The organism is Aestuariimicrobium sp. T2.26MG-19.2B (assembly GCF_950101875.1).
GTDB classification, from domain to species: Bacteria; Actinomycetota; Actinomycetes; order Propionibacteriales; family Propionibacteriaceae; genus Aestuariimicrobium; species Aestuariimicrobium kwangyangense.
In genome coordinates this window covers 317,501-335,213 of sequence record NZ_CATNLW010000001.1, presented here as the reverse complement: position 1 = coordinate 335,213, position 17,713 = coordinate 317,501, and the positions used below count along the sequence as shown (strand labels likewise).

The 17,713-nt window shown below is 69.9% G+C and carries 11 protein-coding genes; 3 read left to right on the top strand and 8 right to left on the bottom strand.

The genetic code is table 11. From position 1 onward, the window contains the following. The first annotated feature begins 75 nt into the window (after positions 1-75). The gene (locus tag QQZ11_RS01525) at positions 76-1,377 is read left to right on the top strand and encodes a glutamine synthetase family protein (RefSeq protein ID WP_026377802.1); all 1,302 of its coding nucleotides are present in this window, start codon (positions 76-78) and stop codon (positions 1,375-1,377) included. 15 nt (positions 1,378-1,392) lie between these two features. On the opposite strand, the gene QQZ11_RS01520 is transcribed toward QQZ11_RS01525, so the two are convergent. Then, entirely contained in the window at positions 1,393-2,175 is a 783-nt protein-coding gene (locus tag QQZ11_RS01520; RefSeq protein WP_284548294.1) for a sterol carrier family protein, read from the bottom strand. 103 nt (positions 2,176-2,278) lie between these two features. Here QQZ11_RS01520 and QQZ11_RS01515 point away from each other — a divergent pair, with 103 nt between their 5' ends. After that, on the top strand, positions 2,279-5,242 hold the full coding sequence (locus QQZ11_RS01515) for a bifunctional [glutamine synthetase] adenylyltransferase/[glutamine synthetase]-adenylyl-L-tyrosine phosphorylase (RefSeq protein ID WP_284548292.1): 2,964 nt from the start codon (positions 2,279-2,281) through the stop codon (positions 5,240-5,242). A 238-nt stretch (positions 5,243-5,480) separates the two neighbouring features. Here the strand turns inward: QQZ11_RS01515 and QQZ11_RS01510 are convergent, their stop codons facing one another. The 4 genes from QQZ11_RS01510 to QQZ11_RS01495 all read right to left on the bottom strand — a co-directional run bounded on the left by QQZ11_RS01510 (position 5,481) and on the right by QQZ11_RS01495 (position 13,760). Next, a complete protein-coding gene (locus QQZ11_RS01510) occupies positions 5,481-7,355 on the bottom strand; it encodes a patatin-like phospholipase family protein (protein WP_284548290.1) in 1,875 nt (624 codons plus the stop codon). Next, positions 7,352-8,245, bottom strand: a complete 894-nt coding sequence (locus QQZ11_RS01505; protein WP_284548288.1) for a hypothetical protein — start codon at positions 8,243-8,245, stop codon at positions 7,352-7,354. The genes QQZ11_RS01510 and QQZ11_RS01505 overlap by 4 nt, the downstream gene beginning before the upstream one ends. Then, entirely contained in the window at positions 8,242-10,338 is a 2,097-nt protein-coding gene (locus QQZ11_RS01500) for an AAA family ATPase (RefSeq protein ID WP_284548286.1), read from the bottom strand. Before QQZ11_RS01500 ends, QQZ11_RS01505 begins: the two co-directional genes overlap by 4 nt. Before the next feature lie 140 nt (positions 10,339-10,478). Beyond that, entirely contained in the window at positions 10,479-13,760 is a 3,282-nt protein-coding gene (locus tag QQZ11_RS01495) for a GH92 family glycosyl hydrolase (protein WP_284548285.1), read from the bottom strand. Positions 13,761-13,797: 37 nt separating this feature from the next. Between QQZ11_RS01495 and QQZ11_RS01490 the strand changes: the two genes are divergently transcribed. Continuing rightward, positions 13,798-14,517: a class I SAM-dependent DNA methyltransferase gene (locus QQZ11_RS01490; protein WP_284548283.1), complete on the top strand. Its 720-nt coding sequence runs from the start codon at positions 13,798-13,800 to the stop codon at positions 14,515-14,517. 27 nt (positions 14,518-14,544) lie between these two features. Here the strand turns inward: QQZ11_RS01490 and larB are convergent, their stop codons facing one another. The 3 genes from larB to QQZ11_RS01475 are packed head-to-tail and all read right to left on the bottom strand — an operon-like array spanning position 14,545 to position 17,652. Continuing rightward, on the bottom strand, positions 14,545-15,243 hold the full coding sequence (larB, locus tag QQZ11_RS01485; RefSeq protein ID WP_022909639.1) for a nickel pincer cofactor biosynthesis protein LarB: 699 nt from the start codon (positions 15,241-15,243) through the stop codon (positions 14,545-14,547). Further along, positions 15,236-16,075, bottom strand: coding sequence for an ATP-dependent sacrificial sulfur transferase LarE (gene larE, locus QQZ11_RS01480; protein WP_284548282.1), 840 nt, complete (start codon positions 16,073-16,075; stop codon positions 15,236-15,238). Before larE ends, larB begins: the two co-directional genes overlap by 8 nt. Next, positions 16,072-17,652, bottom strand: a complete 1,581-nt coding sequence (locus tag QQZ11_RS01475; protein WP_284548279.1) for a LarC family nickel insertion protein — start codon at positions 17,650-17,652, stop codon at positions 16,072-16,074. Before QQZ11_RS01475 ends, larE begins: the two co-directional genes overlap by 4 nt. Positions 17,653-17,713: the final 61 nt, after the last annotated feature.

The following is a 17,713-nucleotide window of genomic DNA, read 5'->3' as shown; positions in this document are numbered from 1 at the left end:
ACCGTAACGCAGTTGTTACACGCGAGAGGGCAGACTGAGGCCATGGACAGGCAGACCGAGTTCGTGCTGCGCGCTATGGAGGAGCGGGACATCCGCTTCGTGCGCCTGTGGTTCACCGACGTGCTGGGCTCGCTCAAGTCCGTGGCGATCGCCCCGGCCGAACTCGAGGGAGCCTTCGCCGACGGGATCGGCTTCGACGGCTCGGCGATCGAGGGCTACGCCCGGGTCTACGAGTCCGACATGACGGCCAAGCCCGACGCGAGCACCTTCACTCACCTGCCGTGGCGCCAGCAGCGCCGGGGCACCGCTCGCATGTTCTGCGACATCGCCCTGCCCGACGGATCCCCGAGCTACGCCGACCCGAGGTATGTGCTGAAGCGGGCCATGAAGAAGGCCTCCGACATGGGGTTCAGCTTCTACACCCATCCTGAGATCGAGTTCTTCCTGCTCAAGGACACCGCCCCCGGCGAGCCGATCGAGCCCCTCGACATGGGTGGCTACTTCGACCACACCACCTTGGGACGAGGAACTGACTTCCGCCGCGACGTCATCGAGATGCTCGAGCAGATGGGGATCTCGGTCGAGTTCAGCCACCACGAGGCCGCGCCCGGGCAGCACGAGATCGACCTGCGCTACGCCGACGCGCTCACCATGGCCGACAACATCATGACCTTCCGCACCGTGGTCCGTGAGGTGGCCGTCGCCTCGGGCATCCGCGCCACCTTCATGCCCAAGCCCTTCTCGGACCACGCCGGCTCGGGCATGCACACCCACCTGAGCCTGTTCGAGGGTGACACCAACGCCTTCTACGACGCCGCCGACGAGGCGCGACTGTCGAAGACCGGACGACACTTCGTCGCCGGACTGCTGCACCACGCCAAGGAGATCACCGCGATCACCAACCAGTGGGTGAACTCCTACAAGCGTCTGGTCGGTGGATCCGAGGCACCCAGCTACGTGTGCTGGGGACGAAGCAACCGTTCCGCGCTGGTGCGGGTGCCGATGTTCAACCAGGAGAAGCCGTCGTCGGCCCGGGTGGAACTGCGTTCCCTCGATTCTGCCTGCAACCCCTACCTCGCCTACGCGCTGATCCTGGCGGCCGGACTGTCGGGCATCGAGAACGAGTTCGAACTGCCCGACGAGGCCGCCGACGACGTCTGGCAGCTCACCGACCGGGAGCGGTCCGCGATGGGCATCGATGAACTGCCCCGCAATCTCGACGAGGCGATCCGCGCCATGGAGCAGTCCGAACTGGTCGCCGACACGCTCGGCAGCCACGTCTTCGACTTCTTCCTGCGCAACAAGCGGGCGGAGTTCGAGGAGTACCGCAGCCAGGTCACCCCTTTCGAAGTGGCCAAGTACCTGCCCCTGCTCTGAGCGCGTGGGGCCGACTCAGAGCAGCTGACGTCGTCCGAGGTCGATGACCGGCAGCATCGCTTCGAAGGCGTTGACGTGGGCGCCCGACGCGTAGGTCTCGGCCACCCGCTCGTCCCAGCGACGTAGTCCCGTGGTCAACTCGAGGAACAGTTCGACCGGCAGTTCGATCACGTTCGGCGGGGTGCCCCGTGTGTGCACCGGACCCTCGCCGAGGGCGTCCAGTTGCACGGCAGCGGCGGGTGGCACCCTCACCTCGAGAGTGGCCCCCGGGTGCCGTTCCCCGAGCGCGATCGCCAGGGCACGGGTCGCCTCCGTCAGGGCGATGGCTGGGGCGGGGGAGCCGTGGCGCAACGACACCGAGACGGCGTCGACGAGTGAGCCGCGCAGGTAGTCGATGAGCCGGGCGACGCCGAACAGGGTGTCGACCGCGGCCGGCAGCTTGGGATGGTCGAGTTCTGTGACGACATCGGCGAGCAGCCGTCGCGCCTGCTGGGTCAGGCTGGCGGCCGAGTCGCGTCCCAGCACCGACTCCGAGACCTCGGCGAGGGCCTGCTCGGCCAGGGCGCGGTGACGGAGGTGGGTGCCCCAGCTCTCGGGACGGGTGGTGGTGGGGGACCCGAGGGTCTGCAGGGCATCGGTCAGCAGCACCATCCCCCGACCGGCGCGGTCACGCAGGTGGCGTTCGTCGCTCGCCGCCGGCCGCGTGGTGACCTCCTTGGTCTGCGGGACCAGGGCTTCGAGTTCGGCCACGAAGGCAGCGATGACCCGCCGCAGGGCCTGGTCCTGTCTTGCTGCCACGATGGTCACCTCGACGACACTAGGAGGCGCGGGTGGCCCGAAGTTGTCTCACGGGTTACCGGCACCCAAACGACTGCCAACCGCTTGAGCATAGGCTCTTGACGTGACCCGCCTCTCGACCACACCAGGCGAGCTGGCACGCCGGGGCTTCCTCGACGCCACCCGCTCCGCGACACTTGTCCGGTCGCTGACCGAACTGATCGGACACCAGCCGCCGGTCTGGCTGGCCGAGGGACGGTGGCTCGACCTGTTCGACCGGGTGGCCGATCCCGACCTGGCTCTGGAGGAACTGACCCGGCTGCTGCCGGCCGCCCCCGAGTTGCGACCGCGACTCGCCCAGAACCAGGAGTGGGCGCAGCGATTGGTGCTGGTGCTCGGGGGAAGCAGTGCCCTGGCCCAACACCTCGTCCAACACCCCGAGGACGTCGAGGTGCTGGAGCCCACCCCCGAACGGGTGCCCGCGCCCGACATCGCCGCCGACCTGATGGCACGGTGCACCGTCGAGGGATGGAGCCAGCTCGAGGCGGTCGACGCGCTGAAGCGGGCCAACAAGCGCCACCTGCTGCGCATCAGCGCCCGCGACCTCGCCCACCCCGACCCGCAGGGCGTGCTGCCCGACATCGCGGCCGAACTGGCCGACCTCGCCGACGCCGTGCTGCAGGCAACCCTGGTGCTCGCCCAGCGGGAGGTGCCGGGCCACGAGGCCACCCGGATGGCCGTGATCGGGCTGGGCAAGGCCGGGGCCCAGGAACTCAACTACATCTCCGACGTCGACGTGCTCTTCGTGGCCGAACCGGGGGTCGACCCGGCGACCGGTGAACCCGCGACCAGCGACCAGGCCGTCCAACTGGCGACCAGGGTCGCGGCTGCGATGACCCGGATCTGTTCGTCCCACACGGCAGCCGGCTCGATCTGGCAGTTGGACGCGGGGCTTCGTCCCGAGGGCAAGGCCGGGGCACTCGTGCGCACGCTGGGGTCGATGCGCAGCTACTACGAGAAGTGGGCCTCCAACTGGGAGTTCCAGGCCATGTTGAAGGCACGCGTGGTCGCCGGCGACGCCGAGGTCGGGCAGGGGTTCCTCGACATCGTGCAGCCGCTGGTGTGGCGGGCCGCCGAACGCGAACACTTCCTCGCCGAGACCCAGGCGATGCGACAGCGGGTGATCCGCACCATCCCGGCCAAGGAGGCAGACCGGGAGATCAAGCTGTCGTCGGGAGGGCTGCGCGACACCGAGTTCACCGTGCAATTGCTGCAGTTGGTGCACGGACGAGCCGACGACCGGCTGCGCGCCCGAGCGACGCTCACTGCCCTGCAGGAACTGGTCGACCACGGCTACATCGGACGCCGCGACGGTGTCGAACTGGGCACGGCCTACCGATTCCAGAGGCTCCTCGAGCACCGGGTGCAGCTGTTCAGGATGCGCCGCACCCACCTCCTGCCCAGCGATCCCGATGGTCTGCGACGGCTGGGGCGGGGCATCGGGCTGCGCGGCGGCGACGAGGTGATGACCCAGTTCAGGCAGTCTGCCCAGAAGGTGCTGAGGCTGCACCAGCGCATCTTCTACTCCCCCCTGGTCGAGGCCGCCACCCGGATCAGTTCGCAGGAGTTGGCACTCACCCCCCAGGCGGCGCGTGACCGGCTGCGGGTGCTCGGGTTCTCCGACCCCGACGCCGCCCTGCGCCACATCCAGGCACTGACCAGTGGGTTGAACCGTGGCGCCGAGATCCAGCGGCAGTTGATGCCGGCGATGTTGGGCTGGTTCGCCGAGGCTCCCTCCCCGGACGCCGGCATGCTGGCGTTCAGGCAGGTGAGCGAGTCCTTGGGCAACACTCCCTGGTACCTGCGCACCCTGCGCGACTCGGGGCAGACCGCCCATCGGCTGGCCACCATCCTGTCGAGTTCCCGCTACGTGGTCGACCTGCTGAAGCGGGACCCCGAGGCCGTGCAGATCATGGCCTCCGATGCCGAACTGGTGCCCCGTGACCTGGCGCAGGTGCGCGCCTCGATGCGCGCTGCCGTCCAGCGACATGACCAGGTCGACGGTGCCGTCAGGGCGGTGCGCGCCCAGCGTCGGCGGGAACTCTTCCGCATCTGCGTGGCCGACCTGCTCGGCCGGATCGACCTGGCCACGCTCGGTCGCGCGCTCAGTGAGCTCACCAGCGCCACCATCGATGTCACCCTCGAGGCGATCGCCCGCGACGTGCCCGAGGCACCCACCCTGGGCGTGATCGCCATGGGACGGTGGGGCGGGCGGGAGCAGAGCTACGGCTCGGATGCCGACGCCATCTTCGTCCACGCCGACTCCGACGACCCCGAGGCGGGCTCGAAGGCGACCGCCATGGTGGCGCGGCTGCGCCAGGCGCTCGGGTCGGCTGGTCCCGACCCGGCCCTGCCCATCGATGCCGACCTGCGTCCGGAGGGCAAGGGGGGCCCGATGGTGAGGTCGGTCTCGTCGACGATCGCCTACTACGGACGATGGGCCGACACCTGGGAGGCGCAGGCACTCCTGCGGGCCGACCACGGCGCCGGCGATCCCGCGACGGTGGCCGCAGTGCTCGACTCGGTGGCTGGCCTGCGCTGGCCCGAGGGTGGCCTGAACCGGCTGCAGTTGGCGGAGATCCGGAAACTCAAGGCGCGCATGGAGACCGAACGCATGCCGCGGGGACAGGATCCGGGCCGCAACGTGAAGCTCGGCCGCGGCGGACTCAGCGACGTGGAGTGGACGGTGCAGGTGCTGCAGTTGCAGCACGCGCACGAGTGCCCCGACCTGCGCACGACCTCGACGGTGGCTGCCCTCGACCGGTTGTCGCAGTTGCGCATCCTCGATCCGTTGGACTCGCAGAAGCTGCTGCAGAGCTGGGAACTCGCCAGCCGCCTGCGCAACGCCATCGTGCTGACCAAGGCGCGCCGCAGCGACGCCATCCCCACCGATGCCCGCGACCTGGCGGCCATGTCACACCTGCTGGGGAGGGGGTTCGGCCAGGCCTCGGAGTTGTTGGAGGAGTGGAGCCGGGCCTCCCGACGCTCGGCTCGGGTCACGGATCGGCTGTTCTGGGGGCGCGGTTAGGCGGGACCAGCCCCGATGACACGCATGGCCGGGGGGTGAATCGTGCCGATCGTGTCGTCTGACGGCGATTGTTGCTGCCACAGCCGCACGACTGGTGCCAGAGCACACAATCGGCACGATTGGGTCAGGAGCCCGGCCCTGGGTGACCCGAGGATTCGGCCAGTGCCGGGGTTTCGGACGCGCCGGAACCCAAGGTGAACCCGGGATTCGGATGCCCCAGGCTCCGGATGACCCAGGTTCAGGTGCGCAGCACGTGCCGCAGGCGAGGCACCGGGCGCGGATTCCCCTCACCGGTGGCCGGATAGTTGTCGGCCCGCCACGCGCGGGCCAGTGCCACCAGCTGGTCGAACTCGTCACGGGTGAGCGTCTCCTGCCGGTGGGAGGAGAACTTGTAGCTCCCCTGCCAGGGCTCGGGCAGCGGGTCGTGGGGCTGCTGCAGTTGTTCGAGCACCTCCGACAAGGAGCTCATGGCGGTGCGGAACCTGATCCAGCGGTGGGCCTCCAGGTCGAACTCGAGCAGCCGCCGCCCGGCCTCGTCACCGCGCGACGACAGCGCGGCGATGATCTCGGCCGGCATGGCCAGGTTGAGGCCACCCTCGCCCTGGTGCATGGCCACCTCGACGATCCGGTCACGGAACCCGGGCACCTCGGTCTGCAGCTGGTCCGACCAGTCCTGCCAGGTGCGCTTCATGCCCGCGAACAGGCCGATCACCGAGGTGATCGGCAGACTGCGCACCAGCCGCTGACCGGTCTGGGGCATCTGGTAGACGTCGGAGTCGGGGAAGTCCGGGTGCTCGTTGGCGAGGTTGATGCCGAAGGTGGGTCGGCGCGGCATCAGCCGGTCGAAGAACTGCATGGGGAAGTTGTTGGCGATGCCACCGTCGGAGAACCACCCCACCACCAACGACCGCTTGCCCTCGGCGCGGGCGAAGTCGATGTAGTGCAGCGGCACCGCGCAGATCAGCACCGGGAAGCTCAGCGAGAGCCGTGCCAACATCACCACGGGCAGGTCGGGGGAGTCCGGCAACTTCAGCACCTGGGTGCCCGGATGTCGCGGGCATTCCATCGGGATGGGACCAGGCCCTTGGGGAACCTGCGAGGCCGGCCGAGCCGTGGCGCGCAGGTGCTTGGTGACCGAGACCGGGAAGTACTCGGCGAGGCAGTCGGGGCAGAAGTGGAAGATGTCGCTGGTGAAGGGCAACTGGTAGGGCCTGCCCTGGTCGAGGCAGGTGGTGGTGGTGGTCAGCGTCACCCGCGGGTCGAAGGCGCTCCACTCGGCCGGGCTGGCGTTCGGTTTGTCGCGCAGGCTCCGGTGCACCTCCACGGCTTCCGGCCCCCACAGGTCGCCCAGGGTGAGCGGACGACCATCCGCGGGTAGTCCGGCCGTCTGGTTGATGGTGCGGGTCATCCAGTCGGTCAGCGGCAGGGTCTGCCCGCTGGGGTCGTGGCCGTTCACCAGCCCGAACCCGCTGCGATTCATCACCCTCGCCGTGTCACGCACCATCCGCCACACGGCCAGACCGATCCCGACCAGCACCACGACCGCGAGCACCACCAGCGCCAGCAGCAGGGGCGAGAGCCACGACCAGACGCCGCCCCTCTCGCCGGTGAGCACTCCCGACGAGGCGAGCACGAGCAGCACCGCTGCCACCAGCGTGGCGAGGACCGGAACCCAGAACCACCTGCGGTTCGCGGCAATGGCAGCCTTCACGCTGTGCTGCACCTTGCCGGCGGTGGTGGGTTGGGCCAGCGCCCCCAGCACCAGCTCGAAGGCGGCCCGGGTGCTGGGCATCGGCTGGAACAGTCCGAGCAGGTGGCCGCCGAGGAAGTCGGGCAGTTGCGCCAGCCTCGGGAACCCGGCGTCGGTGCTCGTCAGCTGTGAGGGGGCGGTCGATCGTCCGTGTTCGGCGGCGGCGGCCAGGGCGGCCGCGATCGCCCCTGCCGAGGAACCACCCAGTTGCCGCAGTCGGTGGCGGGTCGCCAATCGGCACGCGGCCAAGGGGTAGACCACGCCAGAGGTGATGCCGCCCTTCATGATGATGTCGCATTCACGATCGGGCGCCGAGTAGGCGGCGGGGTCGCTCAGGTCGGTCGGCACGGGCTGCTGGGTCATGGTGACTCCTCGAGGTGGGTCCGCTTGAACTCGTCGACGACTTGCCGGCACATGGCCGAGTAGGGGGCGGTCGGGGCGCAGAAGGCCTCGAGCTCGCCCAGTTCGTGGGTGAACCTGTCCCTCAACGAGGCAGTGAGGCCCTGGGTCGAGATGTCCTCGAGCAGCCAGCGGATGGTGACGAGGTGGCTCCGCAGCAGTCGCAGCTGGGCCGCCCTCGCGGCCACCAGGCCCTGCCGCTGCAGCGCATAGACCTCGATCGAGGCGACCCCCATGGCGCTCGGTCCCGGACCGATGGTCGACGGCCTGGCCTCGACCTCGCCGTCACGGATCGAGCCGGGCGCCTCCACGAAGTGGAGGTGCTGAGGGGGATCGTCCAGGTAGGGGTGCAGCAGCAGGCGGGGCTCGGCGTCCTCCTGGCCGGGCGCCGTGGCGCGCTTGGACTCGTCCGCCACGGGGAACTGGTTGGCCTTGCCGGCCGTGGCCCGCAGACCCAGGGGCAGTTCCTGCCTCCGGGGCCGGTTGCAGTCCGAGCAGGAGGGCAGCAGGTTCATCCAGGTGGACGCCAACCACCAGTACCCGGGAGCCTCGAGCTTGCGCACCGTGTGGCCGTCGACGATCCGCTCACGCACGACCTTCCCCTTGGGGCGGAAGTGCTCCACGTCGAGCGGTTGGGTGGCCCCGAAGTAGCTCTCGCAGTAGGCGCACTTGGCCGAGAAGACCCCTGTCAGTTCGGCCCTGACGTCGTCACCCTTGTAGGCCGCGAAGGTGCCCGGCCAGGGCGTCGTCCCATGGGTCGGATCGGTGTACCAGGCCACCAACGAGTCCCGTTCCCGCTGGGTGCTGGCACTCGACAGACTGGCCGGGGCGGGAGGGCAGACGAGTCGGATCATGCCCCACCGCCGGGGGCGGCGGGGGTGGTCGGGGGCAGGGCCGATTCCCACAGGGAACGCAGTTGCGCCTTCACCTCACCGCGCAGGGCGACCTTGTCACCATTGGCCCGCCGGTCGGCGATGAACGAGTCGGCTGCCTGCAACACGAGTCTCTCCCGTTCACTGGTGCCGAGCTGGCGCAGCGACACCAGTTCGGAGTCGATGGCCGCCAGGGCGGCGTCCTGGTCGGGGGTGCGCGCCGGCACGGCCCGCAGCGCGTAGTACCTGCTGAACAACTCGTCGACGTGCGGGTCGCGGGTCGATCCCAGCCCGAAATGTTCGGAGGTGAGCAGTTGTTCGACGCTCAGACCCTTGACCGACGGCAGGTCGGTGATGGTGACGACGTCGCCGTCGGGATTGCGCAGGATGACGCTCACCTCTCCGTCGCCCAGTCCGCGCAGGCAGAGGGGGTCGTGGGTGCTGACCAGGAACTGCATCCGCGGCAGGACCCGGCGAAGACCGTCGACGACCCGCATCCGCCACCGTGGGTGCAGGTGGGTTCCCAGTTCGTCGACGATCACGATGCCCTCGGCGGTCGAGGGGGAGGTCCACACCGAGAAGGCGGTGTCGAGGATGTCGCAGGCCAGCACCAGCATGCTCTGGAACCCGTCACTGAGCTCCTCGAAGGGTTCGCGGCTGCGGCCGAACCGCATCCACAGGGTGCCGTGGCGGTGATTGCGCTCCAACGAGGTCTGGTCATCGAGGGCGAGCAGCAACCGCATCGAGTCGGCGACCGCGGCAAAGGTGGCGTCGTCCAGCGCCGTCAGCCACGGACCGGGGTCGACGAGGTCGTGGTTGGGGTCGAACAGGTTTGCCACGTTGCCGACCGACGAGGCCCGCTGCGCGCCTCCCCGGCCCCGCAAGCGCATCGCCCCGTAGGCGAGCACCACTACCTGGGGCTCCGGTGTTCCGCCGAACTCCGCCTCGCGGCTCGAGAAGGTCAACGTCACCGGCTCGGGCAGTCCCGTCAGCCACACCTTCACGTACCCGCTGCGGCAGCCCCGGCGGAGCATCGAGCTGGGGGAGATGCCCAGGGTGCGTTCCAACTCCCGTCGCTGGTCGGCGCCGACCAGGGTGAGGGCGACGGCCTTCAGGATGCTGGACTTGCCCGATCCGTTGTCGCCCAGCAACACCTCCCAGGGGGCCGTGGTGGTGCTCGAAGCGGTCAGGTCGAGTTCGAGATGTTTGATGGGACGCACGTTGTGCAGCTCGATGTGTTCCATCCAGCGGGTGGCGCTGTAGTAGTTCGACGGGGCGGAGTTGGGCGAGGCGACCACCTGCGCCACCGGCAGCGCGGAGGCCTGCCGGGCCGTCTGGGTCAGGTCGAATCCCACCCGGGCCTGCTGGCGCGTGCGGGTGTCGTCATTGACCAGCTGGATGCGCATGGCATGGAAGCTCTCGCCGTCATCGGGCACGTAACCCACGGTGGCCAGTCCGGCGGTCACCTCGTTCCACACCTGGGCGCGGGCGGTGACCAGTGCCGACCTGTTCAGCCCCAGCACCTCGATGGTGGCGATCCCTCGCTCATCGGTGCTGGCGACCACACCGTCGGGTTGGAACACCAACACCTGTGAGGGGTTCTCGAGGTGGTCGCGGGGATTGATCAGCAGTGCGGCCTCGTCGGCCGGGGAGCCGCCCGGCTCCATCCGCGGACCGCGTACGGGGAACCTGGCGCCCTTGTGCTTGATGCAGTCGGTGCAGGCCAGCACGAGGTTGGTCCACTCGTAGGCCAGCCACCAGTAGTGGCGGGGACTGGTGAGGCCGTCACTGCCGAGCGCGTCGCGCGGTGGCCGCAGGTGGTCGACGTTGTCGATGCCTGCCGTGCCCAGCAGCGACTCGCAGTAGCCACACTTGCCCCGGAACATCCGCACCAGTTCGTCCAGCACCTCAGGCGCCGCGAACAAGGTGGGGTCGGCTGCCGGACGAACCGCTGTGGCCGCAGAGCCCGACCGTCCCGAGGAGACCGACGGGTCGAGCAGGGCCGAGGCTTCGCGGACGCGCGCCGAAGTCGGGTCGAGGATCGGCGGTGCCGTCCCTGACTCAGCGAGAATCATGACCCCTCCCCACCCCTAGGGATGCTCGCAGTCTGTGCTCAGGCTGGGGGACTGTCAAGGGGTTGGGCCTGTCAAGGGGTTGGCCGGTGGGCACCGGCCCAGCCCGGGGGTGGGTCCGCCGGCGAGCGCTGGGCGGTCGCTCAGTAGACCTCGAGTTGGCGCAGTCGCGTGTCGGCGAGGGCGGTCACCCTGACTCCGCGGACCCCTAAGTGTCGGAACAGATGGGCCTGGGTCTGGTTGGCCCACAGGGCTGCCCGCGGACGGACGGGTGTCTCGGCCCAAGCGGGGTGGGAACCGTCGGCCTCGGTGAGTACCTCGACGGCGAGGGGACAGGCCGTGAGGTCCTCGGTGGTGAACGTGATCACCTGTGTCGAGACGGGGTCGTCCCAGGTGATCTCGATGACGTCGCCCGCGGAGAGTTCCTCCACTTGGCCGCGATCATCGGTGAGCTCGGTGCCGAGGTCCCAGTCCTGCCCCGTGCGATGGCGGGAGACCCTGGCCCGGGCCGTCAGGTCGCCGGTCCATGCCTCGGGGAACCCGTCAGTGGTGCTGATCGATCGCGGCCGCGATCCTGCCGCCCACTGCGAAGGGTCGGCGCCCAGTTCGACCTCGACCAGCAGGTCGTGGTCGAACAGTGACAGCGGCAGGGTGACCTCGTCCCAGGGTTGGCCGTTCACCCGCACCGACTGGATGTGACGGTGCTCGACCCCGGACGCCCGCACCTCGATGCGCCGGCCGTTGTCGCGGGTGAACGCCATCCGCCGGAACAGGGGGGCTGTGATCACGAACTCACCCGACCCCACCTGCAGCGGGTAGAAGCCGAAGGCGGCGAACAGCCACCACGCCGACATCTCGCCGTTGTCCTCGTCACCGGGGTAGCCCTGCCCGATCTCGGAACCGACGAACAGCCGCTCGAGGATCTCGCGGGTGAGCCACTGGGTGCGGTGGTGGTGGCCCGTGTGGGCGTACATGAAAGGCGAGTGATGGGCGGGCTGGTTCGACATGGCGATCATGCCGAGCCGCAGCGCGCGGGCCTCGACGCGTTCGTGCATGGTGGCCGGGTAGGAGCCAGCGGTCGCCTCGGAGGCCGTCTCGACGGTGGCCAACGCCTGGTCGAGCTTGGCCGCGAGACGCGCCTCGCCACCCAGGGCCGAGGCCAGCCCGGCCCCGTCGTGGGGCACTGAGAAGGCCATCCCCCAGCCATTGGTCTCGGTGTAGTCGTCCCCCCAGCGCTCGGGGTCGTAGTCGGCGGGCTCCCAGCGCCAGGACCCGTCGGGCCTGCGTCCCTGCAGGAAGCCGGTGCGGTCGTCGAACAGGGTCCGCCAGCCGAGGCTGCGGTGTGCGAACCAGACGGCGTTGGCCTCGAACTCCGCACGCCGCTCGGGCAGGGACTCGTCCGCGGCAAGTCGCCTCGACCAGAGCGCCAGCGCGGCATCACAGTTCGCGTTCTCCATCGACCAGCTGAACCCCTCGTCGGTGTCGGTGTCGACGTGCCCCACGAAGCGGCCGCGGTCGATGCCGACGCGACCCACGATCGTCCGTTCGCTGGCACAGGTCGCGTTGCGCAGGGCGGAGTCGTAGGCGGCCAGTTCGTCCTGGTCGATCGAGTGCGCGGCGGCATCGGCGAAGATGGCGTCGGACGAGGTGCCGACCATGCAGTCGACGTAGCCGGGGGCGCACCAGCGGGGCATCCAGCCCCCCTCGCGGTAGTGGGCCACCTGACCCTCGAGCAGGTCCTGCGCACGGGTGGGGGTGAACAGGTGGTAAGCGGGCCAGCAGGTGCGGTAGGTGTCCCAGTAGCCGTTGTTGACGTACATGCGACCCCGGACGACGGCCGCCCCGGTGCGATCGGGCAGGTGCCGGTGCAGGTGTTCCTTGACCGGCGAGGCGTGGGCCCATACGGGCGCTTGTGCGGTGCCGACGTTCTCGTGGTGCTCGTTGGGCCAGGCGTACAGCCGGGCCAGGTTCGACCAGGCGCTCGTGCGCTGGTCGAGGGTGCCGCCGTCGAGCTCGAGCCGTCCGAGCAGGTCGGCCCACTGGTCGTGGGCCTGCTCGAGGATCTCGTCGAAGCCCCGACCACCGATCTCGAGCGCCAGGTTGTGGCGAGCCTGCGCGGTCGAGATGAAGCTCATGGCCACCACCACCTCGAGTTCGTCACCATCGGTCAGGGTGAGCACCCGCGACTGGGGGCGGGGCAGGGGTACCCGCAACGAGGTCGGGAAGGCTCGGGTGATCCGGCGACCCAGGATGGTGGGCAGTTCGGGCAGGCCCTCTCGTGACCACTGTCCCCGATGGGTCACGGGTTGCCTGGTCTCCCCGTAGACGTATCCCCTCAGGCCGGGTTCGGCGGGGTGGCGAAGGTCGATGTCGGAGTCGATGGCCGCGGTGAACGAGACCCGTCCGTCGGGCAGTTGTACGACGTCGAGGCGGCCCGATCCGGGCAGGTCGAGCACGACTCCGCGCGGGCCTCCGCCCTGGAACCGGAAGCGGAACGCACCGGCGTGTGAGGTGGGGGTCATCTCAGCCCGGATCGACCCTTGGTCGGCAGCTGAACCGCCGGGGGCGGGGTCGAGGTCGACGCGGTAGTGGTGGGGCCGGTCGAGTTCGTTCTCGTGGGCGAATCGCCGCTGGCGCTGGAAGGGGTTGACGTGTGCCTGGCCCTGCCAGGGCATCAGTTGGAAACCGAATCGGTCGGCGATCCACGGGCTCGGCTGGTGGCTGAAGCTGAGGGCCTGCAGCGCCGGACGAGGTTCGTCGTCGTAGTCGGACCCGGTCCAGCCGTACAACCATCGGGTGGTGCGGGCGTCGGTCACAGGGGTGAGGAAGTTGAACCCGTGCGGCACGCACGTCAGGGGGAAGGTGTTGCCACGGCTCAAGGACTCGCCCGATCGTCCATGGGTGCCGCGGGTGGTGCGCACCCGGGCGACGACGTCCGGTGACTCGACCGGTGTCGGCACCGGACCCACCACCTGCAGCCAGCCGCGACCCCCCGATCGCTCGCCGGCCACCAGGTCGAGGCGTACGGTGCGTCCGGCCAGCGGCGACAGGTCCAGGTCGACCAGGTTCCACTGGTCGCTCCACAGCACACCTTCGTCATCGGGGACGAAGGGGAGTCCGTGCTGGTCGACGAGCCAGGTCTGCTCGCCGGCGTCGTCCAGGGCGCGCACTCCCACCAGGGTGGCCTGGTGCAGGGGGACGGGTTTGTCGTCGGGGGTGAAGCCGAGCTCGGGGTGCACCGCGATCCGGAAGACGGTGTCGCCGGCCACGTCGAGGGCCTCGACCAGCGTCACACTGGCGCCAGGTCGGGGTTCGTAGCGGTGCACCTCGACCCCGGGGAAGAGCCCGGCGCGTGGTGGTGAACTGGCCGGGCGCTCGGGCCCCCGGTCGGGCGAGAAGGGGAGGGTCGCTTCGGTGCTGCTCACCGGGGTGAGTCTAGGGGGCGTGAACTACGGTCGGACCATGCCCGACCCGATCTTTGCCGACACCCGGCTGGCCCCTCTGTATGACGCCTTCGACGGTTCGCGGATCGACCTCAACGCCTACCTGGCGATCATCCACGACCTCGGGGTCCGCACGCTGCTCGACGTCGGCTGCGGCACCGGCACCCTCGCGTTGCTCGCGACAGCCGTCGGTGTGACGGTGACGGGTGTCGACCCCGCTGCCGCTTCGGTCGAGGTCGCCCGCTCGAAGCCTCGCGCCGACGAGGTCCGCTGGCACGTGGGCACCGCGGTCGACGCGCCCACCGAACAGGTCGACCTGGCCACCATGACCGGCAACGCCGCCCAGGTCTTCCTGACCGACGAGGCCTGGCTCGAGACCCTGGTCGCCATCCGCGAGCGGCTGCGCCCCGGCGGCTGGTTCGTGTTCGAGACGCGCCGGCCGGAGGCCAGGGCGTGGGAGCAGTGGGCGGAGCCGCACGAGGCGGGTCAGACCTTTCCCGGCCTCGGGCTGGTGGTGGAGCGGCGGACCTTCGTCCGGGTCGACCTCCCCCTGGTCACGTTCGGTGGCGAATACGAGTTCCCGGACGGCAGCACCGTACCCTCGGAGTCCACCCTGAGGTTCCGCGACGATGCCGAGAACAGGTCGCTGCTCGACCGGGCCGGGTTCGTGGTCGACGAGCTGCGTCAGGCCCCCGACCGCCCCGGTCTGGAGTTCGTGTACCTGTGTCGGCCACGCTGAACGGTGGGGACCCTCAGCGGACGACGATCAGCGCGGGCGGGTGATCTGGGCCGCCAGGTGACCGGCCCCGTAGCCGTTGTCGATGTTGACCACGCCCACTCCTGGAGCGCACGCGTTCAGCATCGTCAGCAGGGGAGCGAGGCCACCGAAGGCGGCGCCGTACCCCACCGAGGTGGGGACCGCGACCACGGGTGCCTCGACCAGTCCGGCGACCAGCCCGGGCAGGGCTCCGTCCATACCGGCGACCACCACCACGCAGCCGGCCGAGCGCAACTGGTCGGTGCGGGCCAGGGTGCGGTGCACACCGGCGATGCCGATGTCGACGATCAGCTGGGTGGGTCGTCCCAGGTAGCGGGCCGTGAGTTCGGCCTCACGTGCCACCGGCAGGTCGGAGGTGCCCGCGCAGGCCACGACCACCACCTCGCCGCTGGGTTCCGGGGGCTGGGCGGGCCAGGCCAGCAATTGCGCGACCGGGTCGTGGTGGGCGTCGGGCAGCACCTCGAGGATGGCCGCCGCCCGTGCCTCGTCCGCGCGGGTGAACAGTGTGACGTGGTCGGGATGGGAGGCGATCTCGCTGGCGATCACCCGCACCTGGTCGGGTGATTTGCCCGAGCAGTAGACGGCCTCGGGGTAGCCACGGCGGCGAGCCCGGTCGTGGTCGAGGGTGGCGATGGCGTCGATCCCGCTGGTCGCGTCGTCGAGGGCGGTGGCGTTGGACTCAGGCATGGACGGCTCCGCGGGTGGTCAGCAGTTGCAGGGTGAAGGCCCCCGAGCGGATCCCGCCCAGGTCGACGGTCACCTGTCGGAAACCGAGCGCCTTCAGTTCCCGCTCGACGTGGGCGCGCAGGTCGTCGTCGGCGAAGCGGGCGATCTCGGCCGAGGGCACCTCGATGCGTGCCAGGTCACCGTGGTGGCGCAGGCGGCAATCGCTGAAGCCCGCCTCGCGAAGGATCGTCTCGGCCCGGTCGATCTGCTGCAACTTCTCGGCGGTGACGGGCTGTCCGTGCGGGATGCGGCTCGACAGGCAGGGCGAGGCGGGCTTGTCGGCCACCTCGAGCCCGTAGTGGCGGGCGATCTCACGCACCTGCTGCTTGCCCAGACCGGCCACGGCGAGCGGACGAAGCACCCGGTGGTTGGTGGCGGCCTGGGCCCCGGGGCGGTCGGGCCTGGTGGCATCGTCCGCGTTCTCTCCGTAGGCGACCGACTCCAGCCCGTGACTGTCGACGACCTCGTCATCGATCGTGGTGAACAACTCGTCCTTGCAGAAGAAGCAGCGGTCGACGTCGTTCTTGGCGTAGTCGGGATTGGCGAGCTCGTCGGTCTCGAGTTCGATGACCCTGACACCGAGGTCGTTCGCGACCCGATGGGCGATCTCGCGTTCGCGGGTGGCCAACGACGCGGAGACCGCCAGCAGGGCGACCACCCGGTCGGTGCCCAGTGCCTCGGCAGCGATCGCCAGCAACGTCGCGGAGTCGACCCCGCCGGAGTAGGCGACGCCGAGTTTGGTGATCCCGGTCAGCTGGTGGGCGACGGCGCGGATGTCGGTGTCGACGCTCATGGTCGACCCTCCTTCTCGATGACAGTGACGATGGGGACAGTGACGATGGGGACAGTGACGGTGGGGGCAGTGACGGTGGGGGCAGTGACAGAGGGGGTGGTGGGGGTGTCGGGGGCGTGGTCCTCGGCCGGGGGTCGCCGGTCGGGAACCGTGGATGCGACCAACCTCGCGCAGGCGGCACTGGCCAACGAGGCGATCTCGTACTCGCTGCGACCGGTGGCCCGCGAGATGGACGCCAGGTCGGCAAACTCGGGGGTGGCGTGCACCACCACGTTCCCCCGCAGGGCGAGCTTGACGCGGCAGGGGTGCCCCAACACCTCGACGGAGCGGTGTTCGCGCGACAGCATCGATCGGACGAGGCTGTGCTCGCGGACTCCCAGGGTCGAGGTGTGGCTGAGGATCGTGTCGACCATGGCACCCCGGTCGTCCGCGTGGGCCAGCACGTGCAGGGTGTGCGCCGGTCGCCCCTTCTTCATCAGGATCGGGACGAGCCACGCGTCGCGCGCTCCGCGCGCCAACAAGGTGTCGAGCACCCCCGGCCACAGCCGTGGGTCCAGGTCGTCGATGTTGGCCTGCAGTTCGATCACCCGGTCGTGATCGAGGTCGTCATCGCTGCCGACCTGTTCGCCGATCACCAGTCGAACCACATTGGGGTGGTCGGGGAAGTCCTTGCCACCGGCTCCGACACCGACCGCGCGGACCGTGGTCGCGGGCAACGAGGTGCAGCGCCTCGCCAGCGCTCGGACGATGGCCACGCCCGTCGGGGTCGCGAGTTCGCCGACCTGCCCGGGGGTGGTGACCGTCGCGGGGCGGTCGTGGGCCGGTGGCTGGTCGTGTCCACCATGGTCGTGGTCCTGTTCAGCACCGTGGTCGTCCGCACCGTGGTCGTCCCCACCGTGATGGTGCCCCGCTCCGTGGTGGTGGTCATGGTCGTGATGGTGGTGGTCGTGACCATGGTGGTGGCCGTGCGAGTCGTGGTCGTGCGGGTGGCCGTGGTCGGTGGGGTCGGCGAGCGGCCGACCCCCCGGAACCGGTGAGACCTGCCAGCCGATCATCAACTGCGCGACCGCGGGCACGGGCACCGGGATGTCACCGTGGGCAGCGCGGACCCGTCCGGCGCCGAGGGCGATGGGGGAGGCGTCGATCTCGGTCACCCCGAGGTCGGTGAGGGCCGCGCAGAAGCCGACCACATCAGCGATCGAGTCGAGGGCGCCGACCTCGTGGAAGTGCACCTCGTCGATCGCGATCCCGTGCACCGTTGCCTCGGCCTCGGCCAGCCGTCCGAAGACGTGGTTCGCCCGCTCCCGGGTCAGCGCGTCCAGGTCGGCCTCGGCGAGCATGGTGCGGATCGACGACCACTGTCGGTGCGGCAGGTTGTCGACCAGGACGTCCACATGGAGTTTCATGCCCCGTTGCCCGCCGCGGACGACCCCGCTGGTGCGCAGCCTGACCGCTCCCGGGATCACGGCGTCCACTGCTGCCTGTACCGCCGCCGGGTCGGCCCCGGCATCGAGCGCCGCCCCCAGCAGCATGTCGCCGGCGACCCCGGCCGTTGCATCAATCCATGCGCTCGTCACCCGTCCACCCTAGGCGGTCACGGCCGGTGTCGCCGGGCACGCTCAGTCGGCATGGTTCCTC

Coding starts and splice junctions, on each gene's coding strand:
- QQZ11_RS01525 (WP_026377802.1), top strand. CDS start 76: ATGGAGGAGCGGGACATCCGCTTCGTGCGCCTGTGGTTCACCGACGTG.
- QQZ11_RS01510 (WP_284548290.1), bottom strand. CDS start 7,355: ATGACCCAGCAGCCCGTGCCGACCGACCTGAGCGACCCCGCCGCCTAC.
- QQZ11_RS01505 (WP_284548288.1), bottom strand. CDS start 8,245: ATGATCCGACTCGTCTGCCCTCCCGCCCCGGCCAGTCTGTCGAGTGCC.
- QQZ11_RS01500 (WP_284548286.1), bottom strand. CDS start 10,338: ATGATTCTCGCTGAGTCAGGGACGGCACCGCCGATCCTCGACCCGACT.
- QQZ11_RS01490 (WP_284548283.1), top strand. CDS start 13,798: ATGCCCGACCCGATCTTTGCCGACACCCGGCTGGCCCCTCTGTATGAC.
- larB (WP_022909639.1), bottom strand. CDS start 15,243: ATGCCTGAGTCCAACGCCACCGCCCTCGACGACGCGACCAGCGGGATC.
- larE (WP_284548282.1), bottom strand. CDS start 16,075: ATGAGCGTCGACACCGACATCCGCGCCGTCGCCCACCAGCTGACCGGG.